This window comes from Streptomyces angustmyceticus, assembly GCF_040701845.1.
In the GTDB taxonomy this organism is placed as follows: Bacteria; Actinomycetota; Actinomycetes; order Streptomycetales; family Streptomycetaceae; genus Streptomyces; species Streptomyces angustmyceticus_A.
Genome location: NZ_JBFBHQ010000004.1, coordinates 543,973 through 564,132 on the forward strand (window position 1 = coordinate 543,973; position 20,160 = coordinate 564,132).

The 20,160-nt window shown below is 69.3% G+C and carries 20 protein-coding genes and 1 pseudogene; 12 read left to right on the top strand and 9 right to left on the bottom strand.

What is annotated here, in order from left to right; genetic code table 11:
* Positions 1-285: 285 nt before the first annotated feature.
* Positions 286-819 carry a DUF1648 domain-containing protein gene (locus AB0411_RS13130; RefSeq protein ID WP_366417352.1) on the bottom strand — a complete coding sequence of 178 codons (534 nt, stop codon included), beginning with the start codon at positions 817-819 and terminating at the stop codon, positions 286-288.
* A 321-nt stretch (positions 820-1,140) separates the two neighbouring features.
* Between AB0411_RS13130 and AB0411_RS13135 the strand changes: the two genes are divergently transcribed.
* The 3 genes and pseudogenes from AB0411_RS13135 to AB0411_RS13145 all read left to right on the top strand — a co-directional run.
* On the top strand, positions 1,141-3,006 hold the full coding sequence (locus tag AB0411_RS13135; protein WP_366417353.1) for an NAD-binding protein: 1,866 nt from the start codon (positions 1,141-1,143) through the stop codon (positions 3,004-3,006).
* A gap of 417 nt (positions 3,007-3,423) precedes the next feature.
* Positions 3,424-4,512: a magnesium/cobalt transporter CorA gene (corA, locus tag AB0411_RS13140; RefSeq protein WP_366417412.1), complete on the top strand. Its 1,089-nt coding sequence runs from the start codon at positions 3,424-3,426 to the stop codon at positions 4,510-4,512.
* A 7-nt stretch (positions 4,513-4,519) separates the two neighbouring features.
* Positions 4,520-4,727: pseudogene (locus tag AB0411_RS13145) on the top strand (cation transporter); the annotation flags it as partial.
* A 197-nt stretch (positions 4,728-4,924) separates the two neighbouring features.
* Here the strand turns inward: AB0411_RS13145 and AB0411_RS13150 are convergent.
* Complete coding sequence (locus tag AB0411_RS13150; protein ID WP_366417354.1) at positions 4,925-5,485, bottom strand: universal stress protein; 561 nt, start codon at positions 5,483-5,485, stop codon at positions 4,925-4,927.
* 556 nt (positions 5,486-6,041) lie between these two features.
* Positions 6,042-6,710, bottom strand: a complete 669-nt coding sequence (locus AB0411_RS13160) for a DUF4097 family beta strand repeat-containing protein (protein WP_366417355.1) — start codon at positions 6,708-6,710, stop codon at positions 6,042-6,044.
* 221 nt (positions 6,711-6,931) lie between these two features.
* Here AB0411_RS13160 and AB0411_RS13165 point away from each other — a divergent pair, with 221 nt between their 5' ends.
* Complete coding sequence (locus AB0411_RS13165) at positions 6,932-7,687, top strand: GbsR/MarR family transcriptional regulator (RefSeq protein WP_366417356.1); 756 nt, start codon at positions 6,932-6,934, stop codon at positions 7,685-7,687.
* 239 nt (positions 7,688-7,926) lie between these two features.
* Here the strand turns inward: AB0411_RS13165 and AB0411_RS13170 are convergent, their stop codons facing one another.
* A complete protein-coding gene (locus AB0411_RS13170) occupies positions 7,927-8,517 on the bottom strand; it encodes a TetR/AcrR family transcriptional regulator (RefSeq protein ID WP_366417357.1) in 591 nt (196 codons plus the stop codon).
* A 306-nt stretch (positions 8,518-8,823) separates the two neighbouring features.
* On the opposite strand from AB0411_RS13170, the gene AB0411_RS13175 reads away from it, so the two are divergent.
* Both AB0411_RS13175 and AB0411_RS13180 read left to right on the top strand, forming a co-directional pair.
* Positions 8,824-9,801 carry an alpha/beta hydrolase family protein gene (locus AB0411_RS13175; RefSeq protein ID WP_366417358.1) on the top strand — a complete coding sequence of 326 codons (978 nt, stop codon included), beginning with the start codon at positions 8,824-8,826 and terminating at the stop codon, positions 9,799-9,801.
* 140 nt (positions 9,802-9,941) lie between these two features.
* Positions 9,942-10,886: an NAD-dependent epimerase/dehydratase family protein gene (locus AB0411_RS13180; protein ID WP_366417359.1), complete on the top strand. Its 945-nt coding sequence runs from the start codon at positions 9,942-9,944 to the stop codon at positions 10,884-10,886.
* 271 nt (positions 10,887-11,157) lie between these two features.
* On the opposite strand, the gene AB0411_RS13185 is transcribed toward AB0411_RS13180, so the two are convergent.
* A complete protein-coding gene (locus tag AB0411_RS13185) occupies positions 11,158-11,523 on the bottom strand; it encodes a GNAT family N-acetyltransferase (RefSeq protein ID WP_366417360.1) in 366 nt (121 codons plus the stop codon).
* Between the two features lie 193 nt (positions 11,524-11,716).
* On the opposite strand from AB0411_RS13185, the gene AB0411_RS13190 reads away from it, so the two are divergent.
* On the top strand, positions 11,717-12,568 hold the full coding sequence (locus AB0411_RS13190; protein ID WP_366417361.1) for an RCC1 domain-containing protein: 852 nt from the start codon (positions 11,717-11,719) through the stop codon (positions 12,566-12,568).
* A 417-nt stretch (positions 12,569-12,985) separates the two neighbouring features.
* Here the strand turns inward: AB0411_RS13190 and AB0411_RS13195 are convergent, their stop codons facing one another.
* Complete coding sequence (locus AB0411_RS13195; RefSeq protein WP_366417362.1) at positions 12,986-13,759, bottom strand: MSMEG_1061 family FMN-dependent PPOX-type flavoprotein; 774 nt, start codon at positions 13,757-13,759, stop codon at positions 12,986-12,988.
* Between the two features lie 58 nt (positions 13,760-13,817).
* Entirely contained in the window at positions 13,818-14,810 is a 993-nt protein-coding gene (locus AB0411_RS13200) for a PDR/VanB family oxidoreductase (RefSeq protein WP_366417363.1), read from the bottom strand.
* Positions 14,811-14,905: 95 nt separating this feature from the next.
* Here AB0411_RS13200 and AB0411_RS13205 point away from each other — a divergent pair, with 95 nt between their 5' ends.
* From AB0411_RS13205 to AB0411_RS13215, 3 genes are all read left to right on the top strand, one after another.
* Positions 14,906-15,595 carry a TetR/AcrR family transcriptional regulator C-terminal domain-containing protein gene (locus AB0411_RS13205; protein ID WP_366417364.1) on the top strand — a complete coding sequence of 230 codons (690 nt, stop codon included), beginning with the start codon at positions 14,906-14,908 and terminating at the stop codon, positions 15,593-15,595.
* A 217-nt stretch (positions 15,596-15,812) separates the two neighbouring features.
* Positions 15,813-16,487 carry a PepSY domain-containing protein gene (locus AB0411_RS13210; protein ID WP_366417365.1) on the top strand — a complete coding sequence of 225 codons (675 nt, stop codon included), beginning with the start codon at positions 15,813-15,815 and terminating at the stop codon, positions 16,485-16,487.
* 306 nt (positions 16,488-16,793) lie between these two features.
* The gene (locus AB0411_RS13215; RefSeq protein ID WP_366417366.1) at positions 16,794-17,237 is read left to right on the top strand and encodes a hypothetical protein; all 444 of its coding nucleotides are present in this window, start codon (positions 16,794-16,796) and stop codon (positions 17,235-17,237) included.
* A gap of 78 nt (positions 17,238-17,315) precedes the next feature.
* Here the strand turns inward: AB0411_RS13215 and AB0411_RS13220 are convergent, their stop codons facing one another.
* Entirely contained in the window at positions 17,316-17,717 is a 402-nt protein-coding gene (locus tag AB0411_RS13220) for a RidA family protein (protein WP_366417367.1), read from the bottom strand.
* A gap of 101 nt (positions 17,718-17,818) precedes the next feature.
* Between AB0411_RS13220 and AB0411_RS13225 the strand changes: the two genes are divergently transcribed.
* Both AB0411_RS13225 and AB0411_RS13230 read left to right on the top strand, forming a co-directional pair.
* Complete coding sequence (locus AB0411_RS13225; RefSeq protein ID WP_366417368.1) at positions 17,819-18,202, top strand: winged helix-turn-helix transcriptional regulator; 384 nt, start codon at positions 17,819-17,821, stop codon at positions 18,200-18,202.
* A gap of 309 nt (positions 18,203-18,511) precedes the next feature.
* Entirely contained in the window at positions 18,512-18,910 is a 399-nt protein-coding gene (locus AB0411_RS13230; RefSeq protein ID WP_366417369.1) for a nuclear transport factor 2 family protein, read from the top strand.
* A gap of 191 nt (positions 18,911-19,101) precedes the next feature.
* Here AB0411_RS13230 and AB0411_RS13235 read toward each other — a convergent pair whose 3' ends face one another.
* Entirely contained in the window at positions 19,102-20,109 is a 1,008-nt protein-coding gene (locus AB0411_RS13235) for an ArsR/SmtB family transcription factor (RefSeq protein WP_366417370.1), read from the bottom strand.
* Between the last annotated feature and the right edge of the window lie 51 nt (positions 20,110-20,160).

Below are 20,160 nucleotides of genomic sequence, written 5' to 3' on the forward strand. Positions count from 1 at the left end.
CCCACCGCGAACCGGTACGAGGGATTCTTGGGGCAGTACCCAAACGGCCAGCTTCCTTCTCTGCCCGGGCCGAGGCTCATGGGGTGCGGTTTGCTTGCCCTGACACACGGGCCAGGCGTGGCCGTTCTTCGATTTCCTGAAGGCCACGGACGTGAGGCGCCCGGCTGGCCTGCCGCTGCCGTGCTCTTCCCGGATGGGTGCTACGAGATCGGCCTCCCGGGAACGTCTGTCTGGTTCGGGGAGTGCGGTGTGGGCAGCCATTGCGATGGCGTGGGGAATTGAAGCTCAGTGGGCAGGTGCTCGGCGGTCGCGGATGGCGGACGCTACCGTCAGAGCGGTCCCGGCGAGTACCGGCGCGGTCATCGCGGTGAACAGCCAGCCCGATACCGCTCGCTCTGGCACCGAGCGCCACAGGACTGCGCAGCCGACCAAGAGCGAGATGCCTATGCAAGCGTTGAGCCCGAGCAACGCCCGGGCGGTGCAGAGGGCGGAGGCGCGTGTGCGAGGCCTGTTGAACGACGACCTCACCAGCGCGTTGCCGAAGGGCGCAACGCTGTCCGGGAGTTCGGCACATGGAGTCACCCGCAGTGTCAGCTCCGCGCAGGCGGTCAGCAGAACAGTGACGCCGATGTGTACGAAGACGAGCACGAAGGCGCTACCGATAGACCGGTTCGTCCAGGCGTCCACTCCATCGGTGCCGATGTGCTGCGGTATCCGGCTCGGCAGGTGCGGATAGCGGACGATGCCCCAGACGGCCAGTGCGGTCAGGAGAGCAGCGTTGGGGAGGAGCCACAGGCGTACGGGAGAGGACAAGACCATGCGTCGATTGTCCGGCGAACGCGCAAGGGTGGGTACCGCTTTACGGCAGTGACCGGTCGGAGCGTGGTGGTGGCCGGGCAGACTCCGGCGCCTGCCGTTTCCGCAGCCGACGCCTGACGCGACGAACCCGGCGCCTCTTACGTGCCGCCCTATGCCAGGCGGTCCTGCGGCAGAGCCGGGCCGCTCCGAGCCGGTCGCCTATACGCAGCCTTGACGGCGAACTGTTGTGCGCACAGGAACCGGACGTGCCACCCGGTCAATCTTGATGATGTGACGTCAACTCTTCATCCGCGTAGGCCAGTAGGACGGCTCTCCCGGCACATGGTGATCTGCGGCGACGACGGGCTCGCACATCGCCTGGCGGTGACACTGGATGCGGTGTGCGGTGAAGCGGTCACGGTCGTGCTGCCCTCGCGACGTGAGGGGCATGCACCGGAGATCGCCGCGCTGCACCGTGATCCGCAGTCGACGGTCGAACTGTTGGTGGCCGCCGGTCCGGACGAACAGACGCTGCGTGCCGCGGGGGTGGAGCGGGCCGCCGCGCTCGCCCTCACCTACCGCGACGACCAGGTCAACGTCACCGCCGCTCTGCTCGCCCGCACCCTCAACCCGACCATCCGCCTGGTCATCCGCATGTACAACCGAGAGCGTGGTCAGCACCTCGAACGGCTTCTGGACCGCGCCGTGTCGTCGCTCGGCCGGAACGAGGACATGGCACTGGACATGTCGACCACGGTGCTCTCCGACACCGACACCGCGGTGCCCGAGCTGGTGGCCGCCGCCGCGGTCGGCCGGGGCCACACGCTCCAGGTCGAGGGACAGGTCTTCCGCGGCGTGGTCCGCCCCGCCCGGACTCCGCCTCACCCTGCCGACCTGGCCACACTCGCCGTGCTGTCCGGCGCCCACCAGGATGACCCGGCCAGCGAGGACAGCCCCGAGACCCCGGGCGAAGAGGGCACCCAACTACTGCCCGACACCTTCACCTCCTACCACTGCCAGTTCACCCACGGACGGCTGATGCTGGAAGAGGTCACCCATCACCACCCGCCCGAGCCCCCGCCCCGCGCCCGGCGCGGCTACGGCACCTGGCTCCGGGACCGGCTGGCGCATCTGCCGTGGACGGTGTTCCTCTCCCGCGAGGTCATCGCCGTCTTCGGTGCGCTGGCCGCGATCGTGCTGGTGCTGGCCGGTGCCACCGCACTGGCCGAGCCCGGACCGCTGTGGAAATCGCTGTACCTGCCCCTGTTGGACATCTTCACCATGGGCGACCCGGCGACCGACGAGTCGCCCGCCCGCCGGGTGCTCCAGCTGATCGCCGGTTTCGTGGGCCTGGCCGTACTGCCGCTCGTGGTCGCCGCGACGATGAACGCGACCGACGCATTCCGCAGGGCATCGGTCGGGCATCCGCCGGCCGAGGGCCTGGCCGACCACATCGTGCTGGTCGGACTCGGTAAAATCGGCACCCGCGTACTGGCCCAACTGGGGACCACCGAACATCACGTGGTCGTGATAGAACGCGATCCCGGCGCCCGCGGCGTAGCCCTCGCCCGCGAACTCGGTGTTCCCCTGCTGTTGGAGGACGCCGGCGCCCCCGGCGTCCTCGACCGGGCGCGCATCCGCCAGAGCAGATCGCTGCTGGTGCTGACCCGTGACGACGGCGAGAACCTCGACATCGCCATGGCCGCCCGCGAGAGCAATCCCGAGGTGAGGGTGGTGATGCGGCTCTATGACGACGACTTCGCGGCCACCGTCTCCCGTACGATGCGCGCCTCCTATCCCGACGCCACCACCCGCAGCCGCTCCGTCTCGGCACTCGCCGCGCCCTCCTTCGCCGCCGCCATGATGGGCCGCCATGTTCTGGGCGTCATGCCGGTCGAGCGCGGCTCGCTGCTCTTCACCACCGTCGATGTCGGGGGTCACCCGGAGCTGGAGGGCCGCTCCGTCCATCAGGCCTTCCGTGAGAACGAATGGCGCGTCCTGGCCGTCGGTACCGCCGTCGAGCCCTCGTCGCCCGGCTCGACGGACACCCTCGGCAGCCTCCGTCTCGACCGTCCGGGGTTCAACTGGCGCCCGCCGCACGGCCGGATCCTGCGCGCCGGCGACCGTGCGGTGGTGGCCTCGACCCGGCGCGGCCTGGACTTCCTGATGACGGGAGTGCAGCGGCACCCAGCAGACCCGCGTACGTGAACGGCCCTCGGCTTCCTGGGCAGCCGCCACGCGGTCTGCCGGACGTCCGGCAGCGGTCGCGAAACGACCGTGGCGGGAAGGTCGGGCCGGGCCGACGGTGACCGGCGGCAAGGGGAACCGGAAGGGTCATCGTCATGCCGCCACCGGGGTGCCCTCGGCGTCGAGGCCTGAGGGACCGCTGGCGGAGGGGGAAGCCCTTGAGGGGGAGGTACGGCACGTTCCTCGCCCTGGGGCGATCATCATGTGGATCACGATCATCGTGGTGTTCCTCACGCATGATCCCGGCGCCGGCGCGCCGTGGGCGACCGGCCACAGGGCAGGTGAGGCCGGCTGCAAGGGGCGCCGGGCGGCCATGACCCAGTACTCCCCGGGTAGGCACACTGGCGGCCGTACCACCCTGTAGGAGCCAGCGTGTCGATGATCCACGACCTTCGTCAAGCAGTCCGCATCCCGAGTGTGCGCCCGCGCGCCGTGGACCTCAGCCACCCGGCGCGGTCCCCGCTCGGCAACTCAGTCGTGAACTGCGTGGTCTACGTGGACGGTGTGCGCCAGGTCGGGGACTGTCCGGCGCAGGAGGCGATCGAGCGGGTCCGCAAGACCGGCCATGGCTTCGTGTGGATCGGACTGCACGAGCCGACACAGGACGAATTTTCCGGCATGGGGGAACTTTTCGGTCTGCACCCCCTGGCGATGGAGGACGCCGTTGACGCCCACCAGCGGCCGAAGCTGGAGCGCTACGACGACACGCTCTTCACCGTCCTCAAGACGGTTACCTACGTCGAGCACGACCAGCTCACGGCCACCAGTGAGGTGGTGGACACCGGGGAGGTGATGGTCTTCACCGGACCCGACTTCGTGATCACCGTCCGGCACGGCGGGCACGGCTCGCTGGGGCCGCTGCGGGAAAGCATCGAGTCGATGCCCGGACATCTGGCCAAGGGGCCCTCCGCCGTGCTGCATGCCATAGCCGACCATGTCGTCGATGACTACCTGGCGGTCACGGCTGCCGTGCAGAACGACATCGACGCGGTGGAGAGCGATGTCTTCTCGGATCATCGCGGCGGCGCGGACGCCGGCCGGATCTACCAGCTCAAGCGTGAACTGCTACAGCTCAAACACGCCGTGGTCCCACTGGACCGGCCCCTGCAACTGCTCGCGGAGCAGTCGACGCAGCTGGTCGACGCCGACATCCGGAAGTACTTCCGCGACGTCGCCGACCACCTGGCCCGGGCCAACGAGCACATCACCGCCTGCGACGAGCTGCTCAATTCGATCCTTCAGGCCAACATTGCCCAGGTGACCATGTCCCAGAACGAGGACATGCGCAAGATCAGTGCCTGGGTCGCCATCATCGCCGTGCCCACCATGGTCTGCGGGGTGTACGGAATGAATTTCGACTACATGCCCGAGCTGCGCTGGACCTACGGCTATCCGCTCGTGCTCGCGGTGATGGCCGGCGCCTGCTTCCTGATGCATCGCGGGTTCCGCCGCAACGGCTGGCTCTGAAGGCCCGCTCGGCCTGCTCCTCAACGCCACTCTTGGCTCGTCGTGGGCCGACCCGATCGCCGCCCTGGTCATCGCGGCCATCGCGGTCCGGGAAGGTCGTGATGCCTGGCAGGGCAAGGGGTGCTGCGCACCTGCTGCTGCCGGGACGTCGGCCGCTTAAGGATCAGGAACCGGCTCGTTGCGGCTACCGGCCGGGATGTGACTGCTGCGACTGATCGTGGCGTTGAGCTGCAAGGCTGTCTTCTCCGTATCCCGCGCATCGTGTGGTCCCGCCGAACGCGGCACCGCTTGCCTGCCGTGCCAGCGGATCAGCCGGAGTCTCTCCTCTGTGTCTCCGGCTTGTGCCGCACCCTCGTCGAGGTCCTGCCACGGCGCGCGATCCGATCACCGCGGCCGGCTGCGGGTGGCAGGTTCAGTCCGCCAACTCCCGGGCATCGAGCGGTAGTTTCCATGCATTGCGGCGGTGCGCAGCCTCGAGTGAGTTCTGCAACGGCGATGGGGGCACGGCCAGCACCGGGCAGCAGGCGCGTGCGAGGCAGTACCGGGCGACGGAGGGCCACATCGCCCGACGCAGCCTGCCGCGGGCTCCGGCCCCGACCACCAGGAGATCGTCGGGCTGGTCGGCGGCCGCCAGCAGGGCATCGCCAGGTTTGCCACGGATGACTAGGCACCTCAGTGGCACCTCGGGCCCCGCGCCGCCGAAGGCATCTTCGAGCGCGCTCAGCAGGCGCTCATGCGCCATCCGGCGCCACGCAGCCATCGGCGCCGGGCATGGCCCGCCGCGATGGGAAATCTCTCCACCTGGAGGCTCCCAGGCCAGTACGGCCCACAAATCCGCACTGGTGACGCGGGCCTCGGCGGCGGCCCGGTGCAGTGCCGTCAGGCTCCCCAGCGAGCCGCTCACGCCGGCCACGATGCGCCGGCCGCCGGGTGCGCCCATGGGGCCACGCTCCTCGTCCTGTATCACGTTCATGTCGTGTTTCATCGAAAACCCACTGACAGGGCGAGGGAGACTTGTTGGCGCTTCCCTGACGAGAGCAGGGGAGTCTCTGACGACTCCATGACGAGAACACGCGGGGCCGGTGGGCACCGAACAGCAGGGGGCGGTGGCCCAGGCCCCGTCATTGGCGAGGTGGGGCACTGCACAGCCGGTGGCCACCGCCGAGTCGCACGTGTCACGGCTGCTCTCCAGACAGGGCGCCCGGGACCGCGGCCAACTCGTCATCACCGCCTATGAGAGGGGGCTCGTCACGGTGCCTGGCTGACGGCGTCCCAGACTCCCGTGGTGAAGCCGGAATCGGCGATCTCCTCGATGGTCTTCGCCAGGTCCCGACGATCCTGCCCGGAGAGGGTGAGGCACATGGCTGTGCTCCTTCATGGTGGCGTGGGTGGTTGTTGCGGTGAGGGGTGTGGCGGCCCAGGGCGGCAGCAGTGGGGTGGTGCCGCCCTGGGCAGGGGCGTGAGCGGGTGAGCGCTCCAGGGCGATGGCCGTGCAGCATCCGCTGTGCGGATGCCTTCCGGCGCGGCGGTCAGAGGCTGCGGGCGGTGATGTTGCCGTAGGCGGTGGTCGCATGGATCGTGAGGTCAGCGGTGCCGTCGGTGTTCTTGAGCGCGTTGTGGATCCGGCCGTAGGCGGTGCCGGCGTCCAGGGCGGCGGAGACTCCGCGGGCGGCCCCGACCGAGATCTCGCCGTGTTCGGTGCGCAGTGTGACGGTGCCGTGGACGGCTTCGGTGACGTGGATGTCGCCCTTCTGGGTGCTGATCTGGGCGGGGCCGCCCAGACGCCCTACCGAGACGTCGCCGGCGGCGAGGGTGAGGCGGGCGCTTTTGGTCTCGTCGAGCTTGACCGCGGCCTGCGCGCCCTCGAATGTGACGTCGCCGAGCCGTCCGACGCCCCGGAACTCGGAGAGCGCCGCCTTCGCCTCGATGGGGGAGCCGGCGGGCAGTTGGACCGTCACCTCGACGGACCCGGAGGGGCCGAGGATCCGGTTCTTCGCCGCCAATGTCTCGATCCGCAGGACGCCGTCGCCGTATGCGACTCTGGTCTGCTCCGCGGCCTTCACGTCGCGGCTCTTGGAGGCGTCGGCCGGCAGGACCTCGACCGTGGTGTCGGCCCGGTCGGCGGCGATGAATCGGATGTGACCCGCGGGGATGTCGAGGACGACGGAGACCGGGGCGGGGGTGTCGAACTTCTGCATCGTGCGCTCCTTGGTTCGTTGTTTCTGATGAGGAAAACGCTACGTTGCGTTCAATAGGTAGGCAACGAGTGTGTTGCGAGAGAATGGCATTAATGCAGGTGAAGGCCGTAAAATCGTTGCAACGATATCCGTGCTAATGCAACGAAACGAGTGCTCTCCATTGCAATGAATTGAGAGTGAACGCTATCGTGGAGGCAATACGAACCATGAAGGAGGCGGCAGTGCCGGGAGGCAGGCTCACCCAGCAGGAGCGCCAGCAGATCGCGTTGGGAGTGGCCGACGGCCTCGCCTACGCGGAGATCGCCAGAGGCCTCGACCGTCCCACCTCGACGATCACGCGTGAGGTGATGCGCAACGGCGGCCCCACCGCCTACCGCGCCGACCTCGCTCACCGTGCCACCGAACAACGCGCCCGCCGCCACAGGCAGGCCGCGACCCGGGACCCGAAGGCGTACCCGCAGGCCCACGGGCGCGACGCCGAGGCGGTGCGCGCGTACGAGGAGACGTTCACCACCGTCCTCATACAGTCGGGTACGCCCAAGATGATGGCCCGGGTGCTGGCCTGTCTCACCCTCACCGACACGGGCAGCCTCACCGCGTCCGAACTCGTCCAGCACCTCCAGGTCAGCCCGGCGTCCGTCTCCAAGGCGATCGCGTACCTCGAGAGCCAGGGCCTCGTCCGCCGGGAGCGCGACGCACGGCGCCGCGAGCGCTACGTGGTCGACGACGATGTCTGGTACGAGTCGATGATGGCCAGCGCCCGCGCCACCGCCCACCTCGTGGCCACCGCGCGGCAGGGCGTCGGGGTCCTCGGCCCCCACACCCCGGCCGCCACCCGCCTCGAAAACATCGCCCGCTTCGCCGACTTCGTCTCCGAGAGCATCGCCCGCGCCGCCGAGCAAGCCCGCGACCTCCTCCACGCGAAGCCCGAGACGGCCCCGGATCGCGCCGGCACGCCGCGTTCGGATCGCGCATAGCCCCAGCCGTCTCGATGCTCACGGCTGTGTCGTCTTGGTGCTCCGACGCGCCGCGTTCGCCCTTTCCTCGCCCGGGCCGGAGGGGTTCGGCGGCCAGCGGCCAGCGGCCACCAGTCACCGGCCCCATGCGCTGCGCGGCACCTGACGTTCCCGGACCGGAGGAGACGTCATGCGGCAGCGCGGCGGGCGGGTCCGCCCGACGTGTCGTCGGGTGGCTGCCGGCTATGTGCGGGTCGCGTTCAGTGCGGTTGGCGCAGTCCTTCGACGAGGTGTGCGACCAGTCGGCGCGCGTCGTAGCGCGGGTCGCTCTCGGCGCCGATGCAGAGGTTTCCGATGCCGCGCAAGAGTTGGTAGGCGTTGAGGTCGGAGCGGATCTCGCCGGAGGCGGTGGCGGCATCCAGGAGCTGGGTGCACACCGGTAGGAGGCGTTCGAGGAAGTAGGCGTGGAGCGCCTCGAAGCCGGTGCCGTCCCCCTGCATCGCGGCGGCCAGACCGTGTTTGGTGACCAGGAAGTCGACGAAGAGGTCGACCCATTGCCCCAGGGCGGCATGGGGGGTCGTGCTGGTCGCCAGCAGGGTCGGGCCGGCTTCGGCACAGGCGTCGACCTGGTGGCGGTAGACGGCGATGACGAGGTCCGCGCGGGTGGGGAAGTGGCGGTAGATCGTGCCCATCCCGACGCCGGCCTTGGCTGCGATGTCGCGTACCGGCGCTTCCACGCCCGAAGCGACGAAGACCGAGGCTGCCGCCTCCAGCAGGGTCTGCTGGTTGCGCCGGGCGTCCTTGCGCTTGGGCCTGGCTGAGGTTCCCGGGCCCTGGCCGCTGTCGTTCACCGCGGGCACTCCTTTCGTGACGGGTCTTGCGAAGCGGAACAGTGTTCCGTATCGTTAGCGGAGCGATGTTCCGTTTCATTCATGATGGCAGACGGCGCGTGCGGTCGGCCAGGCCGCTGACGCGCTACGTGCCACCTGGGCGGACGAACACGCGACCGTCCGTACCAGGCGTCGACGCGGCTGTGCAGGAGACCTTCGCCGAAGAAGCGCTCCCCGGTCCCCACTCGGCGCCCGGCCTGCGGCGCCATCGAACGCAGGCCCCACCGAACCCAAGAGTGCGACGGCCCTTAAACGGAAGGCGTTTCCATGTCCGACGAGAAGACCGCGCATGCGCAGAAGATCGCGAACGTACCGAAGACCGCGAACGTACGGAAGACCGGGAGTGCGCCCCTCACGGTGATCTCCGCGAAGCCGGTGGTCCTGTCCGCCCCGGGCCGCGGTGAGGACCTCCAGGTCCGCGTTTCCGCCCCCGCGACCGGCGGCGATCTGCCCGTCATCGTCTTCTCGCACGGTTCCGGCTCTTCAATGCACGGCTACGGCCCGCTGGCCGACTACTGGGCCGCCCACGGCTTCGTGGTCCTGCAGCCCACCCACCTCGACTCCAGGACACTCGGTCTCCCTGCCGAAGACCCCCGTACGCCGCGGATCTGGCGCTTCCGTATCGAGGACCTCAAGCGCGTGCTGGACGGACTCGACGTTCTGGCGGCTTCCGTGCCGGGCCTCGCTGGGCGCCTCGACCGCGACCGCATTGCCGTGGCCGGCCACTCCTGGGGAGCCCAAACGGCGAGCACGCTGCTGGGGGCCCGGATCCTCGGCTCCGACGGCGTACCCGGAGAGGACTTGTCCGACCCTCGCATCACGGCGGGCGTGCTCCTCGCCCCGCCCGGCCTGGGCGACGACCTCACCCCGTTCGCGTCCGAGCACCTCCCCTTCATGAAGCCGCACTTCGACACCATGACCACACCGGCACTCATCGTCGCCGGCGACAAGGACCAGTCCCGCCTGTCGAACCGCGGACCGGACTGGTCCACCGACCCCTACACCTACAGCCAGGGAAGCAAGAGCCTGCTCACGCTGTTCGGGGCAGAGCACTCGCTCGGAGGAATCCCCGGATACGAGGTCGCCGAGACGACGGACGACAGTCCCGCACGCGTCGCCCTGATCCAGCGGCTCTCCACGGCCTTCCTCCACAGCGCCCTCCACCGCGAGGACACCAGCTGGAAGGCGGCTGTCACCGCACTGGAGGAAGACCCCGATCCGCTGGGGACGTTGCGGAGCAAGTAGTCGGTTCGGCCCTGCGCACCTGCATGCGCTTCCACCTGTTTCCAGCTGCGTGTGTTTCCGCAGCCCCCGGCGGGTGTGCGTCGGAATCGTCGCCTCGCCGCCACTCCTGACCTTCACGATTGCTACCGGAAGGACACGTCATGATCCTCGTCACCGGAGGTCTCGGCTTCATCGGCTCCCACACCGTGCGCGCGCTGCTCGACCTGGGCGAAGACTGCGTCGTGGCCCAGCGCCGTACCCGTGAACTCCCGGCCGTACTCGCTGGAGCGCGGGTGGCGGTCGAGCAGGCGGACGTCGCCGACCGCGATGCCCTGCTCGCGATCGGCGAACGCCATGACATCACGGGCATCGTGCACCTGGCGGGGTCCTATCCCTGGCCTCCTGTCCCTCACGCGCCGGTCGCGGCGACCCGGCAGGCGCTCGACGGGCTGCTGAACATCGTGCAGGCAGCGCAGGAGTGGGGTGTGCGGCGGCTGGGCGTCGCCAGCACGATCGGGGTCTACTTCGGCGCCGAGAACGACGGACCGCTGCGCGAGGATGCCCCCTTGTCGATGAGCGCACCCGTCTCGATACCCGCCTTCAAGAAGGTCGGCGAACTGCTGGGCGGATTCCTTGCCGACACCACGGGCATCGACATCGTCAACTATCGGGTCTCCGGCACCTGGGGCCCACTCGGCCATCCCGATCCGTTCTTCGCTGCGCCCGCCCTCATCCACGCCGCCGCCCGCGGCACCGCCCCGGACCTCTCCCACCTCCTGGGTCCGGCCTTCGCCGAGGACGGGCTCGACCTCACCTACGTGAAGGACACCGGGAGGGCGATCGCCCTGCTCCAGCTCGCGGACAAGCTGAACCACCGTACGTACAACATCGGTTCCGGCCGCGCCACGACCAATGCCCAGCTCATCGAAGCGATCAAAAGAGTGGTTCCGGACGCCCGGGTCGCCCTCCCCGCCGGAGGCGACGCACGGCCCCTGGTCCTCGACACCAGTCGCCTGAAGGAAGACACCGGCTACCAGGCCGAGTACGACACCGAGCGAGCCGTCGGCGACTACCTGGCATGGCTGCGGGCAGGCCATCAGAGGTGAGCCGTAGCTATCCCGACCGCATGGTGATGGCCGCTGTCGGCACCGGTGGCCGCGAGGTGCCGGCCGTCGCCATCCCGGGGGGCGAACCTGCAGGACAGCAGGCCTTGATCCCGCTGGTCGAGGGCATACCGCCGATCCGCTCCCGCCGCGGCCCGCGACATCGCAGGCTCGGTGCCGACCCCCCACCGCCGCTATGAACGCAAGGGCTGAACACTTCCTCGCCGTCAACAGCATTGGCGGCGACCTCACTTGCTACCGCTGTCCACTGCCCTCACCCTTCGGCCCTCAACATCATGAAGGTCTCGGGGTTCGGTACCGGGACGAAGCCGGCCTTGGCGTAGACCCCGTGCGCGTCGAGGGTCGACAGGAGGACGCGCTTGAGCCGATAGGGGGCAAGGCGGTCGCGAACGGCTGTCGCCAGCCACGTCCCCAGTCCCTTGCCGCGGTGGGCAGGAGCAACGTAGACGTCACAGAGCCAAGCAAACGTGGCGTGGTCGGTGACCACGCGAGCATAGGCAGCCTGGTCGCCGCCGGCGTCGTGGACGGCGAAGTTCAGCGAGCCGCGCACCGACTCTTCGACGGTTTCCCGGGTACGCGCCAGGGCCCAGAACGCGTCCGTCGAGAGCCACCGGTGCACCAGTTCCGCGTCGAGGCGATCCGGGTCTGTGGGCCATACATCGGGAGACTCGCGGCGACATCCACCAGGCCTTCACCACACTCGGTTGTGCCGTCGTCTGCCGGCGACGACTGAGGATCCCGCTCTGATTCCAGTCCGAAAAAGTAAGGTGGAATCCCATGTCGCGCACTCGCGCCGAGCACAAGGAGGCGGAATGCTCGCTGACTCGTCGGCGCTGGCGGCCGGAAGGCGTCATTCGGTCGGACGGTGCCGGGACGGCACCGTTCTCGCCGTGGGCAATACCGCAGCCGCTGAATGTCGTGTCGAGCGATGGGAAGACGTCGTCGCGGTGGCAGCCGGAAACGTCCATACCGCGAGGAACACGGGCAGGTCTCATACGGTGGGACTCCGGTCGGACGGCACGGTGCTGGCGACGGGGTGGAATGGCGAGGGGCAATGTGATGTCGCCGGATGGCGAGGCGTCACGGCCGTGGCCGCAGGCTGGCGCCGCACGCTCGGGCTACTCGCGAACGGTCGGGTGCTGGCAGTTGGCCGGAGTTCGGAAGGGCAGTGCGACGTGCAGTCCTGGCGCGAGATGGTCGCCCTCTCGTGTGGTGACTGGCACTCGGTCGGTGTCCGGTCGGACGGTTCCGCAGTGGCCGCGGGGAGCAACCGACGCCGGCAGTGTGCCGTTGAAGGGTGGCGTGACCTAGCCGCCATTTCGGCCGGGTATCTCCATACCGTCGGCCTCAGAGCCGACGGGCGGGCAGTGGCGACGGGAGACCGGGCAACCGGGGCGTGCGAGGTCGATGAGTGGGAAGACGTGGTGGCACTCGGCGCGGGCAGCTACCACACCGTCGGGGTCACCGCGTCCGGACGGGTCCTCGCAGCGGGAGACAACAGTTACGGCCAGTGCGAAGTCGGTGATTGGCGCGACATTGTCGCCGTGGCGGCCGGTTCAACGCACACCCTTGGCCTGCGTGCCAACGGCACAGTCGTGACCGCAGGGAACAATGCCGACGGGCAGTGCGAAGTCGATGCCTGGTCCGGAGTCCAGCTCCCCTAGGCCTCAGAGCCGCCCCGACGCGAACTGACATGCCGTCATGTACGAGGCCGGAGACCTCCTTCTGATTCCAGTCCGAGGGCATCGAGCCCGGGACGGAAGGCGACTCCTCCTCCCAGGTGGCCACGACACCGAGGTGGCCACGACACCGAGCCGCGCCGCCGCGCGGGGGAGCGGGCCTCCTCCTCATCCACCCGGGTCGATCACGACGGTGACGCTTCACAGCATCATGATCAACAGGGGTGCCCCAGCTCCTGCCCCATCGGAAAGCCCTGGCGTCGGGCCGGCGTGGTGAGGCACGTCAAAGAGGCGGGGGAGACCAAGGGCATCGCAGCCCGCGTCACCTCGCGTGGGCGAACTTCGAGCTGACTGCGCGTTCCCGGCGCTGAGGTGTGAGCGCGCCGGGCAGCTTCCTGCGCGTCAGAACAGTCCGTTCCGGTAATGGTGTTCGGCGATCGTTTCCAGGGAGCTCAGCTCGCTGCCGAGGTTCGCGGCCATCTTTTCCGCCATTTGCGCGGTGACCTGGGCGTAGAAATTGCTGCCGAGCGTGAGGGAGTCGGCCAGGCCCCGGGGGTCGTTCTCCCAGAGTCGGGCGCGGATCACGGCTTTGCCGCACTGGAAGAACGCCTCGCGCACCTTGACGATCGTCGCGAGGACAGCGGGTTTGCCCTCTGCTCCGAGCCGCTCCAGCAGGCCGGGGTCGTCGGTGAGGAACGCGTCGCCGTTCACCCGGACCGTTTCGCGTACGCCGGGGACGAAGAAGACCATGCCCACGGCCGGATTGCGGGTGATGTTCTCAAAGGTGTCGGCAGTGCGGTTGCCCGGACGGTCGGGGACGGCCAGGGTCCACGGGTCCAGCACCCGGACCGCACCCGGCGGGTCGCCTTTGGGACTGGCGTCCACGGCCCCGCTGTCGTCGGCGGTGGCCAGGCAGAAGAACGTGCTGTGGGCGATGAAGCGGCGCATGAAATCGCCGAGGAACGGCTCCTTCTTCTCCGCGATGAAGGGCTCCGGGTACCCGAGGATCTCCCGGACGCGCGCCATGTCGATGGCGCGGTAGGCGTCGGCGGCGGTGTGTTCGGGGGCGGGGCCGCGGAGGTCCCATACCTCGACGGCGGTGTCGGCGGTGTTGCCGGAGAGGGCGTCGGACGGGTCGTCGTCGGCGGTGTGCCGGGTGGCGGTGGCCGGGTCCATGGGGCGCTCCTTGAGGGACGGGCGGGTGGTCCGGTGTTCGCGGCCGGTGGGTGCGGAGTCAGACATCGAGGACCAGCCGGGGGGTGCGGGCCCGGGAGACGCAGAGGTACATCCGGTCGCCGTTCTCCCGCTCGTCCTCGGAGAGGATGTCGTCGCGGTGGTCGGGAACGCCTTCGAGCACCTTGGTCTCGCACGTGCCGCACACTCCCTCGCGGCACGAACCGGCCACCGGCAGGCCCGCGTCGGCGAGCGCGTCCAGGACGCTCCGATCTGCCGGTACGTCCACGGTTCGGCCGGACCGGGCGCAGACCACCTGCACGCCGGCGTTGCGTGTGCTTTCCCTGGCCCGCGGCCTGAACCGCTCCATGCGTACGGTCCCCTGGGGCAGATGTGCGGCCGCGTCCGTCACGGCGTCCAGCAGCGGTTCGGGGCCGCAGGCGTAGACGGCCGTGCCCGGGTCGGTCTGCTCCAGCAGCGCAGCCAGCGGGATGCGCCCGGACTCGTCCCCGGGGTAGAGGCGGACGGCATCGTGGTGGGGTGCCAGCTCCTTTCGGAAGGCCATGGAGGCGGCGGAGCGCCCACCGTAGACGAGGCTCCACCGCGCGCCTGAGGCGGCAGCCTGACGCACCATCGGCAGGATCGGGGTGATGCCGATGCCGCCCGCGATGAACAGGTAGGAGTTGGCGGGCTCGAAGCGGAAGTGGTCGCGGGGTCCGCGGATCCGCAGGAGCTGACCTGGCCGCAGGAACGAGTGCACGTACTCCGATCCGCCACGGCTCGCGGGCTGGCGCCGCACCGCCACGCGGTACCCGGACAGGTCGTCGGGAGAACCGCACAGCGAGTACTGCCGGACGATGCCGTTGGGCAGCACCAGCTCCACGTGGGCGCCGGGCCGCCAGGCGGGCAGTCGCCCGCCGTCGGGCCGGGTCAGCAGCACGGAGACCACTCCGGCGGCCTCCCAGCGGAGCTGCCGCACCATCACCGGGATTTCCTGCGGCTCGGCCTCCGGGGCCGGTGGTTGAGCGGCGGCGGGCACGGTGCTGGTCGCCATTCCTCCTCCTTCCGACGGGCTTCTCGTGGATTACCCGAGAAACCAGTAACAGTGTTAACAACGGTGGAAATGAAGCTAGTGATAACATCGTTAACATGTCAATGCAGGGAAGTAGTGGCGCCGGGACGCGCAAGGGCCCGATCCGTGCGGACGCCGTGGTGGACACCGCGTTGGCCCTGGTCAACCTCGGTGGCCTGGAGTCGCTGACCATGCGGCGCCTGTCCGAGGCCCTGGCGGTCCAACCGCCTGCCCTGTACCGGCTGTTCCGCGACAAGGACGCACTGGTGGACGCGATGGCCGACGCGGTACTGGCCGCCGCGCTCGGCCCGCTCCCCGAGGCGGACTGGGAGACCCGCGTCGGCGTGCTGGCCGGACGGCTGCGGGCAGCCATGCTCGATCAGCGCGACGGGGCCCGCATCGTAGGCGGCGCCTACACCACCCGGCAGCCCACCCTGACGCTCGCCGACTCCTTTCTGGCCGCGATGACGGAAGCGGGCTTCACCGGAGAGGCCGCGGTATGGGCCACCAGCACCGTCTTCTCCTACGTCCTGGGCGAGGCGCTGGAACAACAAGGGCGCACCGAGGTGGACCTCGACGAAGTGCAAGCGACGCTCTCCGCCGAGGACTACCCGCACCTGGCCCGAAGCCCCATGCCGGCCCTGCTCGACTTCGACGCCAGATTCGCGTTCGGGCTCCGGATGCTCACGGCGGGACTCCGGGAGGGAGCGCGTACCTTCCAGCCGGGTGGAACCGGCCCTGGAGGGGAAGCTGTGCGTGCCGACTGACCCCGTGTGGCCAAGTCGTGGTCGACCAGTGGGCCGCCTGCGGCGTCCGTGGAGAAAACGGGGCTGCAACTCCGCCCGTCCCGGGGCCGGAACCTGAAGAGCGCTTCAGGACTTCAGGGTGCGTTCAGGTTCCGTTCGGCACTGTGGTGAATGTCGGAAGGGCGCGACAGGGCCCGCCGACGGAACGAAACGCCACACGATCCGGAGGAACCTCCCCATGAAGGCCACCGTCAAGCGCACGCTCGCCCCCCGCGCCGTCGTCCTCGCCACGGCCGCTGCCGTCGCACTGATCGGCGGTACGGGTGCCGCGACCGCCTTCGCGGACGACGACGGCCCGGCCCCGCAGTCCTCGGTCCGGCTCTCCCAGAGCGAGCGTCACTTGGACGACGCCGCCAAGGACCGCGCGCAGGTCAAGGCCGACAAGGTCAGCCAGTCCGAGGCCACCGCCAAGGCCCTCAAGGCCGTTCCCGGCACCGCTACTTCCGCCGAACTCGACAACGCGGACCGCAACGGCTCCCTCGTCTGGGAGGTCGACGTCCTCGGCAAGGACCGCAAGAGCCACGACGTCACCATCGACGCCGGCAACGGCAAGGTCCTGAACACGCACACGGACCGCGACGACGACGCCGCCCAGGACGCCGCCGAGACCCAGGCCCTGGTCAAGGCCGACAAGATCGGCCACGGCAAGGCCACCGACACGGCGTTGAAGGCCGTCCCCGGCACCGTCGTCTCGTACGGCCTCGACGACAACGACCGCAACGGCTCCGCCGTCTGGGAGGTCGACGTCCTCGGCAAGGACCACAAGAGCCACGACGTCACCATCGACGCGGCCAGCGGCAAGGTCCTGGACCAGCACGTCGACCAGGACGACCAGGACGGCGACGAGGACTGATCAGACACCAGGCCGCCTGCCTGAAGCCCCGCCGCATCCTTCGACGCCGGTCTGGAAGCCGTCGCCTTCGCGGGGTCGCTCATCGGCCCGACCACGTGCCACTTCGCCGGAAAACACCGGCGGTCGAGCCGCGGAGCGCACAGCGGCCCGGCCCGGCAGAGAGCTCACTGGCCAACTGCGGCGCCCAGTACACGCGGTGACTGGGCGCCGCAGTTGGCGGGGACCTCACGAGGCGCGCTCAGGGGTTCGGATCAGGTGGGTCGCGTGAGGAGGAACCGACCTTCCCCCTGCGGTGTCCTGGCAGGCATGGCAAAGCTTGCGTTTCTGATCCTGGCCTTCGGGCCGATCTTGGCGCCCTGTGTGTTCGTGATCGCCGCCGTGGTGCTCGTCTTACGGGTCCACCAGCGGCTACCGGGCAGGGGGTGGCACCTGCCGGGCGTCGCGACGTGCGCCCTGGTCGCGGTCCTGGCCGGTGCGGCTGCGTTTGGCGCGTATGCGTGGGGCGTGATGTCGGGGTTCTACGTCCTTGACCCGGATCAAATGTGTGCGGCGCAGGGAGTACGGGGCGATCACATCGTGACGCGGGAGACGCTGCCGGTCAGTGCGCGCTGCGTCACGTCGGACGGGGTGGAATCCGAGCTGGTGCCGGGCTGGGTCAACCCCCTGATCTATCTGGGGCTCACGCTGCTCATGTTCGCCCTGGTGATGGGAGTCCTCGCGGCCCTGCGCCGACGCCCCGGCCCGAGGTGAAGCAACTCGCCGTGCCCGTCGCACCCTCCGGGGATCCGGACTCGGGCCCGGTCTCATGAGGCCTGGCTTTGGGCGAGCTCAGGCGGGCAGTTTGGTGTCGACGACGAAGCTGATCTCGATGACCTGGCCGGGGAAGGTCAGTTCGGTGACACCGAGAACCGTGCTGGCCGGGCGGTGGTCGCCGAAGTACGCCAGGTTGCCCTCCGCCGTCGCCGCGGCGTTCTGCCGCAGGTCCACCACGTACAGAACCTGCGAGACGACCTGCTTCCGGGTGACTCCGTAGTGGTCCAGGACCCTGTCCACGTTGGTGTAGGTCTGCGTGAGCTGGGCGGCGAAGTCGTCCGCGTGGAGGAACTCGCCCGCCTCGTCGAGCGAGAGCTGTCCGGAGACGTGGATCAGCTCGCCGGATTTGATCGCCTGTGAGTAGCCGAAGTCGCTCTCGGCCGGCACGTTGTAGTGGAAGACATCGATGGTGGCCATGGTGCTCGCCCTTCCGGTTTGCTCTCTTGTAGTTACTCGGAAACTGTAGGAGAGTCAGGGTTGACCTGGAAGAACGCACGTTTCGGTGACTGAGGAACCTGATGGTGACCAAGCAACTGCTCAAGGGCCTGCCCGAGGACGCCGACCTGAGACGCGCGGACTCCCTGGCGCGGGAGATCTTCTCGGACGTTGCCAACAAGTGGGCGTTCCTGATCATCGAGGCACTCGGCGAGCGCACCCTGCGCTTCAGCGAAGTGCGGAACGAGGTCGAGGGCGTCAGCCACAAGATGCTCACCCAGAACCTGCGCATGCTGGAGCGCAACGGCCTGGTCGACCGGAAGGTGTACCCCACCGTGCCGCCGCGGGTCGAGTACACCCTTACCGAGCCGGGCCGGGCCCTGCGCGCCACGGTCGACGCCATATGCGGTTGGACCCACCAGTACCTCGGTCACATCGAGGACGCGCGCCGTCACTTCGACGCCTGACGGGCGCACGGCACCACCCTCTCGTTGGCGGTTCCTTGGCCGATCTCGAGTCGATGGCCACCAACTCGGCCTGCGCTGCACCTGATTTCGGGCTGCCGAGCCGTCCCCATGCACTGCGGCCCTTCCTCGTGAACAGCCACGAGCTTCGAGATCACCAACTGCTGCCCGAACCGGCAGGCAAAAGCTGCTGCTTGAGGTGCACGAGCCGTGAGGTCACCGATGGATCACGAGGCCGTTAGGTCACCGATGGATTCCGAGAACAGGCCGGAACGACTGTTCGATCATGAGGGAGATGAGGGAGATGAGGGAGTGACGCATACGGCACACGCGACGCCCGCGCCCGAGTGGGTCCTGAAGTTCATGAATGCCATCGACACGTTGGAGTTCGATGAAGGCTTCGCGCCGCTGACCGAGGACACCGACATGTTCTTCGGCACCGCACACGTCCACGGCGTCGAAGCCATCAAGGCGTTCTTCGTCAAGATCGACGAGCCGCTGATCATCACTCACAAGATCCTGGAATTCTGGGCCACGGGCGACGGCGTCCGTCTCCTGCGCGGAGAGGCCACCATGGCCAAGAAGACCGAACCCGACCGCGTGGTCCGCGCCCCGTTCATGCACATCTTCTACCTCGCCGACGAGGAGACGATCCGCGTCCGTGAACTGCGCATCACCGCAGGACCACTGCAGACCGACACGGTGATGTGACCGACTTCCACCAGTCGTTGCTGCCGCTGGCCGCCTCGACCTCGACCTCGCCGGGGATCGCACCAGTCGACTGCCGCACGAGAGACGGCTGAGGGGGTGCCACGCGATCAAGCGGCACCCCCGTGCTGCGAGGTCCGTTGCCGCGGCGGCCGCGCAGCAGCCGGAACTCCCGTCGGAAGTACCGCGGTTGCTCACTGGTGGATCCCCGGCTCCGGTTCCCGGTCACCGGTACCCGGCCCCGACGCCTTCACGAGCACCTCTCCGGCGGCCGTCCGCACGTAGAGCACCGACCGCCCGGACCGCCGGCGCGCCACCAGCCCCGCGTCCAGCAGCACCCGCAGGTGCCGCCCCACCGACCCCAGCCCCTGTCCGGTGACGGCGACCAGCTGGGTCGTGCTCATGGGAGTCCCGAGCAGCACCAGCAGTCCGGCCCGCGCCGTCCCGATGAGTGCCCCGAGCCCGGCCGGGACGGGGCGCCGGGCGTGGTCCTCGGCGAGCACCCCGAGACACGGGTACACGACGGCGTACCGCTCCCGTTCCTCCCACGACACCCATCCGGCCCTCGGCGTCACCGGCATGAACATCAGCTCGGCCCCGGCGGCGATCTCCCGCGGCGGATAGGCGTTCAGGTTGACCTGGAACCGGCTCTCCCCGAGCCACCGGATCCCGGGCCGAAGAGAGTCCAGCACCGCTGCCCAGCCGCCCTGGCTCACCTGCGCGGTCCGCGCGACCATGTCGGCCTCCAGGACGCGCCGCCGACGCTCCCAGTACGGCCGTACGGTCTGTTCCCAGACGTACGTCAGGAGCGCGGTCGCCCGCTCGGGAAGGTCGTCCCGCTCCAGGGCGGCGGGGAGCGGCCCCCGCAGGGAAACGCGGAGGTCGGCGCGCGCCGCTCCGGCCCCGGCCGCCCGCACCCGGGACACGGTCTCCTCGAAGCTCTCCCCGACGCACGAGGTGGGGCAGATGAAGTCGGCGATCCAGGACGTGCCGAGTGCCGCCCGGACCAGCAGCGCGGTCACCGGGTCGGCCGCGAGGCGCGCGCGGTAGCCGGGCAGGTGCGCGCGCAGCCAGGTCTCCTCGCCGGGATGGGCGCCGGTCCCCGCGTGCAGCAGTTTCAGGCTCGCGAAGGTCTCGGCGAACGGCGAGAGCACGAAACGGCTGCGGGCGAGGGTGTCGGTGTCGATCTGCCAGAGGCCCATGCGTACGACCTTTCGCGTGTCGGCGAAACAATAAACACGACCCCCGGCCGC

Bases quoted from the DNA above. Each gene is read 5' to 3' on its own strand.
- AB0411_RS13205 (WP_366417364.1), top strand. From the start codon at position 14,906: ATGTCAATGCAGGGAAGTAGTGGCGCCGGGACGCGCAAGGGCCCGATC.
- AB0411_RS13235 (WP_366417370.1), bottom strand. From the start codon at position 20,109: ATGGGCCTCTGGCAGATCGACACCGACACCCTCGCCCGCAGCCGTTTC.
- AB0411_RS13190 (WP_366417361.1), top strand. From the start codon at position 11,717: ATGCTCGCTGACTCGTCGGCGCTGGCGGCCGGAAGGCGTCATTCGGTC.
- AB0411_RS13195 (WP_366417362.1), bottom strand. From the start codon at position 13,759: ATGGACCCGGCCACCGCCACCCGGCACACCGCCGACGACGACCCGTCC.
- corA (WP_366417412.1), top strand. From the start codon at position 3,424: ATGATCCACGACCTTCGTCAAGCAGTCCGCATCCCGAGTGTGCGCCCG.
- AB0411_RS13150 (WP_366417354.1), bottom strand. From the start codon at position 5,485: ATGAACGTGATACAGGACGAGGAGCGTGGCCCCATGGGCGCACCCGGC.
- AB0411_RS13215 (WP_366417366.1), top strand. From the start codon at position 16,794: ATGGCAAAGCTTGCGTTTCTGATCCTGGCCTTCGGGCCGATCTTGGCG.
- AB0411_RS13180 (WP_366417359.1), top strand. From the start codon at position 9,942: ATGATCCTCGTCACCGGAGGTCTCGGCTTCATCGGCTCCCACACCGTG.
- AB0411_RS13135 (WP_366417353.1), top strand. From the start codon at position 1,141: ATGGTGATCTGCGGCGACGACGGGCTCGCACATCGCCTGGCGGTGACA.
- AB0411_RS13200 (WP_366417363.1), bottom strand. From the start codon at position 14,810: ATGGCGACCAGCACCGTGCCCGCCGCCGCTCAACCACCGGCCCCGGAG.
- AB0411_RS13130 (WP_366417352.1), bottom strand. From the start codon at position 819: ATGGTCTTGTCCTCTCCCGTACGCCTGTGGCTCCTCCCCAACGCTGCT.
- AB0411_RS13225 (WP_366417368.1), top strand. From the start codon at position 17,819: ATGGTGACCAAGCAACTGCTCAAGGGCCTGCCCGAGGACGCCGACCTG.
- AB0411_RS13220 (WP_366417367.1), bottom strand. From the start codon at position 17,717: ATGGCCACCATCGATGTCTTCCACTACAACGTGCCGGCCGAGAGCGAC.
- AB0411_RS13175 (WP_366417358.1), top strand. From the start codon at position 8,824: ATGTCCGACGAGAAGACCGCGCATGCGCAGAAGATCGCGAACGTACCG.
- AB0411_RS13210 (WP_366417365.1), top strand. From the start codon at position 15,813: ATGAAGGCCACCGTCAAGCGCACGCTCGCCCCCCGCGCCGTCGTCCTC.
- AB0411_RS13160 (WP_366417355.1), bottom strand. From the start codon at position 6,710: ATGCAGAAGTTCGACACCCCCGCCCCGGTCTCCGTCGTCCTCGACATC.